Annotated in this window: 6 protein-coding genes; 4 read left to right on the top strand and 2 right to left on the bottom strand. The window is 47.1% G+C overall.

All coding sequences use genetic code 11. The annotated features are described in order from the left end of the window. On the top strand, nucleotides 1-2256 hold a 2256-nt coding region (locus tag GV030_RS15740; RefSeq protein WP_159584047.1), incomplete at its 5' end, for an MBG domain-containing protein. A gap of 85 nt (nucleotides 2257-2341) precedes the next feature. On the opposite strand, the gene GV030_RS15735 is transcribed toward GV030_RS15740, so the two are convergent. Then, nucleotides 2342-4744: an ABC transporter permease gene (locus GV030_RS15735; protein ID WP_159584045.1), complete on the bottom strand. Its 2403-nt coding sequence runs from the start codon at nucleotides 4742-4744 to the stop codon at nucleotides 2342-2344. 223 nt (nucleotides 4745-4967) lie between these two features. On the opposite strand from GV030_RS15735, the gene GV030_RS15730 reads away from it, so the two are divergent. Together GV030_RS15730 and GV030_RS15725 are read left to right on the top strand one after the other, a co-directional pair. After that, nucleotides 4968-7166, top strand: coding sequence for a tetratricopeptide repeat protein (locus GV030_RS15730; protein WP_159584043.1), 2199 nt, complete (start codon nucleotides 4968-4970; stop codon nucleotides 7164-7166). A 91-nt stretch (nucleotides 7167-7257) separates the two neighbouring features. Beyond that, nucleotides 7258-7428, top strand: a complete 171-nt coding sequence (locus tag GV030_RS15725) for a hypothetical protein (protein WP_159584041.1) — start codon at nucleotides 7258-7260, stop codon at nucleotides 7426-7428. A 67-nt stretch (nucleotides 7429-7495) separates the two neighbouring features. Here GV030_RS15725 and GV030_RS15720 read toward each other — a convergent pair whose 3' ends face one another. Then, nucleotides 7496-7768, bottom strand: a complete 273-nt coding sequence (locus GV030_RS15720) for a hypothetical protein (protein WP_159584039.1) — start codon at nucleotides 7766-7768, stop codon at nucleotides 7496-7498. 158 nt (nucleotides 7769-7926) lie between these two features. Between GV030_RS15720 and GV030_RS15715 the strand changes: the two genes are divergently transcribed. Continuing rightward, a complete protein-coding gene (locus GV030_RS15715) occupies nucleotides 7927-10746 on the top strand; it encodes an ATP-binding protein (protein WP_159584037.1) in 2820 nt (939 codons plus the stop codon). Nucleotides 10747-10772: the final 26 nt, after the last annotated feature.

Below are 10772 nucleotides of genomic sequence, written 5' to 3'. Positions count from 1 at the left end.
TTGGATGTACAGCAAACTTTGACCATTGAAAAGGCTTCTCAAGCCATCACTTTTGAGGCATTGGCTGATAAGACTTATGGTGATGCAGCTTTTGACCTGACTGCTACAGGTGGAGCCAGTGGCCATGAAGTGACCTTCACGAGCTCGGATGAAACTGTGGCTTCTATTTCAGGAAGCACCGTGACGATCGTGGGAGCGGGTACAGCCACCATTACTGCCAGCCAGGCAGGTAATGACAACTATAGTGCGGCATTGGATGTACAGCAAACTTTGACCATTGAAAAGGCTTCTCAAGCCATCACTTTTGAGGCATTGGCTGATAAGACTTATGGTGATGCAGCTTTTGACCTGACTGCTACAGGTGGAGCCAGTGGCCATGCGGTAACCTTCACGAGCTCGGATGAAACTGTGGCTTCTATTTCAGGAAGCACCGTAACGATCGTGGGAGCGGGTACAGCCACCATAACGGCCAACCAGGCAGGTAATGACAACTACAGTGCGGCATTGGACGTACAGCAAACTTTGACCATTGAAAAGGCTTCTCAGGCCATCACTTTTGAGGCATTGGCTGATAAGACTTATGGGGATGCCGCTTTTGACCTGACCGCCACCGGCGGATCCAGTGGCCATGTGGTGACCTTCACCAGCTCGGATGAAACCGTAGCTTCTGTTTCAGGAAGCACCGTGACGATCGTGGGAGCGGGTACAGCCACCATTACTGCCAGCCAGGCAGGTAATGACAACTACAGCGCGGCATTGGATGTACAGCAAACTTTGACCATTGAAAAGGCTTCTCAAGCCATCACTTTTGAGGCATTGGCTGATAAGACTTATGGGGATGCCGCTTTTGACCTGACTGCTACAGGCGGTGCGAGTGGCCATGAAGTGACCTTCACCAGCTCGGATGAAACTGTGGCTTCTATTTCAGGAAGCACCGTGACGATCGTGGGAGCGGGTACAGCCACCATTACGGCCAGTCAGGCAGGTAATGACAACTATAGTGCTGCATTGGATGTACAGCAAACCTTGACCATAGAAAAGGCTTCTCAAGCCATCACTTTTGAGACACTGACTGATAAGACTTACGGTGATGCAGATTTTGATCTGACTGCTACAGGCGGTGCGAGTGGCCATGAAGTGACCTTCACGAGCTCGGATGAAACTGTGGCTTCTATTTCAGGAAGCACCGTAACGATCGTGGGAGCGGGTACAGCCACCATTACCGCCAGCCAGGCAGGTAATGAGAACTACAGTGCAGCATTGGATGTGACACAAAGTTTAACCATTGAAAAGGCTTCTCAAGCCATCACTTTTGAGGCACTGGCTGATAAAACTTATGGGGATGCACCTTTCGATCTGACTGCTACAGGTGGGGGCAGTGGCTATGCAGTGACCTTCACCAGTTCGGATGAAACCGTGGCTTCTGTTTCAGGAAGCACCGTGACGATCGTGGGAGCGGGTACAGCCACCATTACCGCCAGTCAGTCAGGTAATGACAACTACAGTGCGGCATTGGATGTAAGTCAGAGTTTGATGATTGGCCAAGCATCCTTAATGGTGTCGGCAGGTGATGAGTTTAGGGTGTATGGCGAAGTGAATCCCGGATTCACAATTGGCTATCAGGGGTTTATCGGTGATGATTCGGAGGCAGACCTGGAAACAATCCCGACTGCCTCCACCCTTGCCACTCAAACGAGTGACGTTGGCACATACGCCATCACTGTTTCTGGTGGTGTGGCTCAAAACTATGCCTTCACTTATACAGATGGGACACTGACCATCAACAAGGCGCAAGCCACAGTGACCCTTGAGAACCTTACCCAACCGGCAGATGGTACAGCCAAGTCGCCAACAGTCACGACTAACCCTGCTGCGCTCGCCTATTCAATGACCTTTGATGGCAGTAGCACTTTACCCACTCAGGCTGGTACCTATGTGGTGGAAGTGACTCTATTGGAGACTAATTATGAGGGGTCGGTTACTGGCAATTTTGTACTCACAAAAGCGGTAGCCTTAGGCGCTCTTCCGCTGGTGAATGAAGTGAAAGTTTATCCCAACCCCGCCGCTGAGCGATTGACGGTAAGTGGGGATGACGGACTCCTCGTGAAGATTTACGACATCAGTGGTGTGTTACTGCTCGAAGATGAAATAAACCAAACCATAGCCATTGACAGACTCAGAGCGGGCGTGTACCTGCTCCAGGTAAGTGATGCCAACGGTAGGGTCGTGAGTCATCAGAGGGTCGTGAAATACTGAACAGGAATGAACGATTACTAGGGCAGACTGATCTCAGAGATTGGTCACTAGCCAGCTCCCAGGGAGCTGGCTTTTTTTGTGCCTTTTATTCATCCCGAAGCACTTCTGCCGGATCTGCCGTGATGGTTTTGTAGAAATTAGAAAACACGGTCAATGCAGAAATCAGGATAGCGAGCGCGCCTGCCGTTAGAAAGGGAGCCGGACCGAGATCCACCCGGTAGGCAAAATCTGACAGCCAATTCCTAACCAAAAGAAGGGCAATGGGCGTAGCTAAAATGAGTGAGCCTAAAACCAGAAAAAACTGCTCTTTGTAGCCTACCATGAAAAGCTTCAAATGGCCAGCGCCCAGTACTTTTCGTATGCCAATTTCCTTGGTTTTTTGCTGTGCAATAAAAGTAGCCAGCGCAAAAAGACCCAGACAGGCGATGATAATCGTGAGCACCGCAAAAACTCCCAGAATCTGTCCCAGGTTATTTTCACTTTTATAGAGCCCACGCAATTCTTCGCTCAGGATTTTATATGTAAAGGGCTTATTCGGCACAAATTCTTCCCAAATGTTCTGGATATGGCCTAGGGTCTGATTATTTACCTCACTGACCTTGATGGCCACATGTCGAAAGAAAAAGAATCCATTGGGTCCGCGCTGACCTATATCCAGGACAAACGGCCCTATCTCAGAATGGAGGGATTTGTAATTGAAATCCCGAACCACTCCCACTATGTTTTCGTTGCCTGAAAGTGACCGAAGGGGGTGACCAATGGCCTCTTCCGGGGTGGCATAGCCGAGCGTTTTGGCCATGGCGACATTGATGATTACAGCCAGGCTATCTTCTTTTTGATGGTTTCTGTTAAAATCCCTGCCGGCAACCACCTCCAGGCCTAGTGTGCCTGCAAAGTCTTCATCCACCAGCAGTGCCGGATAGAAATTCCAGGTGCCAGGCTGCATGCCCTCATGGTGAAAGTCGTGATTATTGTTATTAGCACCTATCATGTCACTCATGGTGGTGATAGACTCAACTGATGCATTGGCTTTTAGGGCCGTTTTAAAGCCTTCAATCCGCTGACCAAGATTTGTGGTGGCCGCATCCAGAATGATCACGTCGTTGGTGTGATAGCCATAGTCCTGGTTGCGAAGGAGCTGTAGTTGCTGATAGGTGACATAGGTAAATATGATAAGTACTATGGCAATGGTAAACTGGGAGATCACCAGCCCTTTTCTAAGTAGCTGTCCTTTGGCGTTGGAGATAAATTTGCCTTTGAAGACCAGCAGCGGATCGAATGAGGAGATAAAAAAGGCGGGATAAATCCCGGACACTAGCCCAACTAAAATTACCACTCCCAACTGGAAGAGCAGATTGTTCAATCCAAATAGCTCTGCGAAGCTGATATTGATCAAACCCTGCAGGAAAGGGAGCGCTATATAACACCCAATGAGTGCTAACACATAGGCAATGAGTGAAATGATCACTGACTCAGATAAAAACTGAAATATCAGCTGAGACCTGGCTGCTCCTGACACCTTGCGGACCCCTATTTCTTTGGCCCTCAGAAGGGAAAATGAGGTAGAAAGATTGATAAAATTGACAATGGCAATAACGATGAGGAACAGCGCACAGGAGATAAAAATATACACGTACTTCATATCACTGTTGGCACTCAGTTCGAATTCAAGGTGCGAGCCCAGGTGGATATCCTGAATGGGCTGGAGGTAGTGGCTGGTTTTATCCTTGGTGCGTGGATCATAATATTTTTCCACCATCAGGGGAAACTTATTTTTTTCCAGGTCCTGAACCGAAGCATTTTCGCTTAGCCTGATATAGGTCCATGCGGGATTCCACACCCATTGAGTTTTGAGAAATGGGGCATTTGTTTCCAGCGTTTGCATGGAAAGCAGCATTTCCGTCCGAATATGGGAGATAGATCCTTGTTCGTATACCCCTGTAATGGTATAGGTGGTATTAAATCCTTCACGGGTGATCTTCTTCCCCATTGGATTTTCATCACCAAAATATTTCTCCGCAAGGTTTTTAGAAATGGTGGCAGAGAAGGGGCCGGACAAAGCAGACCGATCACCCTGAATAAGCTTAAAATCCAGAAGGTCGAACACCGTGGAGTCAGTGAAGTAGATATAGCGCTCATTGAACTTTCGCTGATCTTCCAAGGTGATAGTGATGATGGGAGTTTGGAAGTCAAAAAATCTTACCATCCCCTCCACATCATCCGGAAACTCTCTGACAATAGCGGGCCCGGTGGGCCATGGTGAACTGGAGCTGTTCTCCAGATAGTTTTCACTTTCTATGAGCTCTGCCACGCGGTACAGCCGCTCATAGTGCGGGTGTCCCTGGTCATAGCTCAACTCCTTCATTACATACCTGTAAATAAAAAAGAATGCAGCAAGGCTCACTGCCAGTCCAACAATGTTGATAAAACTGATCAATTTGTTTTTGGCCAGGCTTCTTACAGTGGTTTTGATGTATTCAGGCGTCATGGGCGCGGAGTTTGTTTGTTTTATTTACGACATATAGCCTGGAGCTATGCCTTTTTTACTTCAGCGGTCAATTATGGGTATATTGATTGTGCAGTGGAGATAAACAGGCAATTTGACCTATCATATGCAATCAGCCAATGGGTCTTGTCTGTAGAATTCTCATAATTTTCGCTATTTTCATACCCATGCCCCGTTTGTACCCCCTGAACAAGTAGCCGCCAACATGTATCAGACCAATGTGAATGACGCCCAAAAAGTAACACGCCTGCTCGTAGAAGCCTATGATGCGAGGGTTAATGACCTTTCTAAAAGCGTGATGCTGGCGCAGGAGGCCCTGGAGATTAGCCAGCGACTGGACGAAGCTATTCTTATCGCCCGTTCTCTTTCGAGGCTCTCCCTGTTCCATATGATTTTGGGAGAGTATAAGAAGACCATGAAGCTTGGTAAAAAGGCTTTGGGGTATTTTCAGATTCTGGGTGATGAAAAGGGTATTGCGGATGTCAAGTACAACATCGCCGGGGTGTACTACCGTACTGACAACTATCACCTGGCGCTTATTTACCTGATTGATTGTTTTGAGATTTATCAAAAGCTCAACGATTTTCATAATCAATCACGGGTGCAAAAATCGCTGGGCACCATTTATGAGTATTTTGGAGACCAGAAAAGTGCCATTCTTTCCTACGAAAAAGCCATCAAAGCCGCCCAAATGGCTGGTGATCTCAATCTGGAGTCCAACGCCTATAATCCACTCTCCGGGATATACCTCAACCGCGACGAAATAGATCAGGCATCAGAAATGATAGAGCGGTCCTATCAAATGAAGCAGGAAACGGGAGATGTAAGGGGGCTTGCCTTTTGCCTTTATGGCAGGGCCAAGGTGTATGTAAAACGCAAACAATATCAGTTGGCGGAGGAGACCTTCCTGGAAGCTGTGCGAATCCATGTGGAGATGGGTGAGCGACTGGGCCGGGGTATGTGTTATCATAAGCTGGGTCAACTGTACCTCGAAATGGGTGATCTGGGGAAATCTGAGAAGATGCTGGATGAGGCATTAGACTTTGCCCAGGAGTACAACATGGTCATCATTAAAATTAACTGTAATTACCTCAAGTATCAGCTTTATAGGCAGAAGGATGATGCGGTGCAGGCACTGAAGTATTTAGAAATCTACCTCAAAGAGAAGGAGGCGGTGATGAATACTCAGACCCAAAAAGTGATCGAAAGCTATGAAGCAGTAACCAAAATGGAGCGCCTGCAGAAGGAGGCACAGATGAACAGGGAAAAGGCCGAAATTCTCAAGAAGAAGAATAGGGCAGAGGAGTCTTCCAGGGTGAAGCAGGAGTTTTTATCCACCATGAGTCATGAGATCAGGACTCCCCTCAATGCGGTTATTACCATTACATCCTTGTTGGAAGAGAGATCGGACAAGGAAGAGAATGAATTACTCCGATCGCTGAAGTTTTCTGCAGATAACCTTTTGAGAATCATCAATGACATCCTGGATTTCTCCAAACTGGATGCCGGCAAAGTGGTACTGGAACCTCAGCCCGTGGAGATCAGCTTGCTGATGGAAAACATCAGAAATACATACCTGGGGATGGCTCGCGAAAAAGGGATTGACCTTAAGCTGACTGTAGATCCTTTGCTGGCGGAGGTCTATCTGGCAGACGAAACCAAGCTTTCCCAGATTTTGGGTAACCTTATCAGCAATGCGATCAAGTATACCGATGAGGGGCAGGTGAACGTGGAAGTAAAACTATTGGATCAGGGCGAATCGCGGGATCAGATTGAGTTCAGGGTGGAGGATACCGGGGGAGGGATCCCCGAGAATTTCCTGGAGGAGATTTTTGAAAGTTTCTCACAGCCTCGGTCTTATACTACCAAAAAGCAAGGTGGGTCTGGGTTGGGCTTGGCCATAGTGAAAAAGCTCATAGGACTTCATGGGAGTAACATTCATGTGAAAACCCAGGAAAATGAAGGTTCGGTATTTTACTTTCAGGTGAGTTTTATGAAGGGGGAAAGAAAGATTACCCCCTCTCATCAGGAATCTGATGGACTAACCGGCCGTACGGTGCTCATAGCTGAAGATAATATGATCAATGCAATGGTAGCTCTCAAACTACTGGCCAACTGGGGGGTGAAAGCCACCCATGCCCGGGATGGATCGGAGGCCATTCAAATGTCCAGCGAATGTAAATACGATTACATCCTCATGGATATTCATATGCCAGAGGTAGATGGATTCGATGCTGCCAAGACCATTCGGGAATCAGAGAATCCAAATCTTGAGACTCCCATTTTTGCACTGACGGCTGATATTACTGCTCATCAGCGAGAGGTTTTTGAGCCGTATTTTGATGGTTTTTTACTGAAACCCATCGAACGAGAGAAGCTCTATCAGACGCTTCTTACTCATTAGCTTGGATTATTCAAGTTTGGCGGAATCGTGGCCCCGAATGGCAAGATTATGAGGGTGAACAGGTCATATCTTTACTCAAAAAATCGGAAGTATGTTAACTACAAAATCCCGCAAGGACGTTCACCCATTATACAAATACATGCAGCACTGGCAGGCTTTCAATCAGCTGATGAGAAAGCAGGTAAACCACTCCTTACTCAGAGGACTTGGATACCTGATCTTTGCACTCATTATCCTTGGGCTTCTGGAGTATTGGTTCTAAAGCTTAAAAGGGCATAAAAAAAGCATTTTTGCTACCAAAAATGCTTGAGAGTGTTGCCTTAGGTGGCTTACTCTGCTTTTACAGACTTCTTGGCGCCATCTACCAGACCTTTGGCATTGTCAATAAGTCCTTTGGACTTGGTTGCATAGGTTTCCACCATATCATTGTACGTGGTTTTATACTCCGTAAGTTTCTTATCGAGCGTTTTCCTCGTTTTCTTCAAATCCTTCTCTATTTTCTTCAGTTTTTGCTGACTTCCCTTCGGATCTGCATAGTAGGCCAGGGCCAGTCCTGATGCCACTCCTGTAATAAATGTGAATAATGTTTTGCTAGCACTCATATCGTTAAAGTTTTTAGTGATCTAATCTTTAAGTATTTAACCGACTCATTATCAATTTGTTTTATTTTACCACGCGGTATTTTTCTGACCTATTGCGATATTTAGTTGGCGAAATGAGTTAATTTTCGGGTTCTTTGGTATGAAGATAGGAGCGGAATATGAGCAACCCACCAGCGAATAAGTACGCATTTTTTCTACTGATCAGCACCTTTTTTTGTGTTCATTGTGCTTTTGCCCAGAGTAATGAATTCCAGGATTTGGTTAGGTCTATTGAAGCGATAGAAGCTCAGGATGAGCCGCCTACGGATAGCTTATGGGCCTTGAGTCAGCCTTATTTCAGTGCTAAGTCTGATACCATTAAGGCCCGCATCAACCTGCTATGGGGGCGTCACTATTTCAGTGAATTTCAGTTCGATTCAGCCAAACACTTTATGGAAGAAGCCATAGGCTACTATGCCAAGGCCCCCGGAAGGAAAAGAGATCTGGCGGCCTCATTGATCTATCTTGGACATCTATGCTATGACATTGAGGACATCTCCAGTGCCATCAGTGCCTATCATCGGGCTCTGGCGATCTATGAGGAGTTGGGGATGCAAGCAGAAGCTGGAAATGCTTACAATGGAATAGGCAATAGCTACTGCTACATCGCTGAGTTTAACCTCTCTCTGGAGAACTACCAGAAATCCATGGAACTATATTCCACTATTGGAGACTCCACTGGTGTTTCCAAAGTCTTGGGAAACATTGCCAATTTGTATACGGTCAGGAAGGATTATGATAAATCCCTGGAATATTATGAAAAAGCCCTGAAATGGAGTGTTAATAACGCTCGTCAGCGAATGGATCACATTTTGGGAATTGGTATTATCAAAGAAGAAACCAAGGAGTACGATGGGGCCGAAGCGTATTATCGTGAGGCTGTGTCATTGGGCAAAGAAGTGAAGGACTATATCCAACTCGCCTACACCTATCAGAACCTGGCTTTCCTGTATGTCAACACTGATCAGCTGGATTCTGTACCTAAGTACATGGAACTCACCAGGGAACTGGCGGAAAAATACGCTATCGGGAACCTGCACAACAACCTCAATGAGATCAATCACCAGTACCTCTTCAAGAAGGGCTTATACAAGGAAGCCTACGAGTTGCTGAAGGAGGTACGGGCAAAAAGCGATTCATTTTACAACCTGGATATGACCCGTCAGCTACAGGAGGTAGAGGCCCAGTACAGCACCCTGAAAAAGCAAAAGGAATTGGCTCAGAAGGATCTGGAGCTGGAAAGAGCTTCTGGTGAGTTGGGAAGAAAGGAGTTTCAGAGAAATATTCTGATTGTCGGCCTGTTATTCGTCATGGTGCTGGTGGTGATGATTTACAGAAGTCGCCGGCTGAAGGATAGAGCCAATAATATTCTGAAACAAAAAAATCAGCAGATAGAGGAGAAGAACAAGGAAATCAAATCCATGGAGGAGGCCAAATCACGCTGGTTTATCAATATCTCTCATGAGCTCCGCACACCGCTTACGCTCATCAAAGGGCCCATCAGGCAGGCGCTTGGGGCCATCCCCAGCAATGATCACATTTATCAGGACCTGAAGATAGCCGACCGGAATGTAGGCCAATTACAAAAACTGGTGGATGAGATTCTGGATCTTTCCAAAATGGAAGATGGCAAGATGCCTGTGAATTTGGGGAGAACTAACCTGACCGAGCTTGTATTGAATGCCCTGGCGAGTTTTGACAATGCCGCGCGCCATACCAAGGTGAAGTTAGAGTTTGAACTGGATCCGCAGGATCCGGTGGTGATCAGCGCGGACCGCGAAAAAATCAACAATGTCCTGACCAATCTCATTTCCAATGCTTTGAAATTCACGCACGAAGGAGGCAAAATCACTGTTGGGCTTCAGGTGAGTGAGGAGGGCGTAGCCCTTTTTGTAAGAGATACTGGTGATGGGATTCCGGCAGATGATCTGGATAAAATATTCGATCGCTTCTATCAGTCCACCCATTCTGGCGGAGGTCAGGGGGGCACAGGTGTGGGACTTGCCTTTTGCAAGGAAATCGCCCGGATGCATGGGGGGGACCTTTCTGTAACCAGTGAGTTGGGTGTGGGTAGCCGGTTCGAATTGTTCCTTCCGGGGCAAAGGCTCTCAGGCGCAGATGAGATAGCGCAGGAAGAAGAAGCACTGCAGTTGGCAACTCCGGATATTCATGAAGAACCTGCCCAGTACCGTTCCGTGTTGAAAGACAAAAAAATACTGGTGGTAGAGGACAATGCAGATATGCGTGCTTATATCTCGGGTTTCCTGAGCAGGGATTTTGAAGTGATAGAAGCCAGAGACGGCATGGAGGGACTGGAGAAGTTGCGTGCTCACACACCGGACCTCATCGTGTCTGATGTAATGATGCCCCGAATGGATGGGCTCACTTTTGCCAGAGAAGTGAAGAAGCACCCGACCTGGAAAAACATTCCTTTCATCACGGTGAGTGCCATTGGGGACGAAACGGAGAAAGTGAACACCCTGAGAATCGGGATCGATGATTATCTGGTGAAGCCCTTCTTTGCAGAAGAGCTCCGTGTGCGTGTGCAAAACCTGATTTATAATTATTCGGAGCGGATCACCTCACAGGCTGAGCCACAAGAGGAGGAAATTTCTCATGAAGAAAAGACCTTGAAAAAGCTGGAAAAGGAAGTGTATGACAACATTGATGATTCCAACTTCAACGTGATCAGGCTGGCGGAGGCCGCTTCTATGAGTGAGCGTCAGCTGTATAGGTACATCCGTGAGATGACAGGCCTCACTCCCGCCAATTTCATCAAAGAGATCAGGCTGCAACGTGCCATGGATCTGATCCAGAAAAAGGTTTACAAACGTACCTCCCAGCTGTCCTATGCGGTTGGGTTTCCACAGCCTGCCTACTTTTCCACTGTCTTCAAAAAACGTTTCGGGAGGCTTCCGGCAGAGTACATAGAAGACTAGTCACCTTATCAGCACCCGTGTCTTAT

It is taken from the genome of Marinoscillum sp. 108, from assembly GCF_902506655.1.
Taxonomy (GTDB): Bacteria; Bacteroidota; Bacteroidia; order Cytophagales; family Cyclobacteriaceae; genus Marinoscillum; species Marinoscillum luteum.
The sequence above is the reverse complement of the archived record's forward strand: the minus strand, read 5'-3'. Positions and strand labels throughout refer to the sequence as shown.

Bases quoted from the DNA above. Each gene is read 5' to 3' on its own strand.
- GV030_RS15715 (WP_159584037.1), top strand. From the start codon at position 7,927: ATGAGCAACCCACCAGCGAATAAGTACGCATTTTTTCTACTGATCAGC.
- GV030_RS15735 (WP_159584045.1), bottom strand. From the start codon at position 4,744: ATGACGCCTGAATACATCAAAACCACTGTAAGAAGCCTGGCCAAAAAC.
- GV030_RS15720 (WP_159584039.1), bottom strand. From the start codon at position 7,768: ATGAGTGCTAGCAAAACATTATTCACATTTATTACAGGAGTGGCATCA.
- GV030_RS15725 (WP_159584041.1), top strand. From the start codon at position 7,258: ATGTTAACTACAAAATCCCGCAAGGACGTTCACCCATTATACAAATAC.
- GV030_RS15730 (WP_159584043.1), top strand. From the start codon at position 4,968: ATGTATCAGACCAATGTGAATGACGCCCAAAAAGTAACACGCCTGCTC.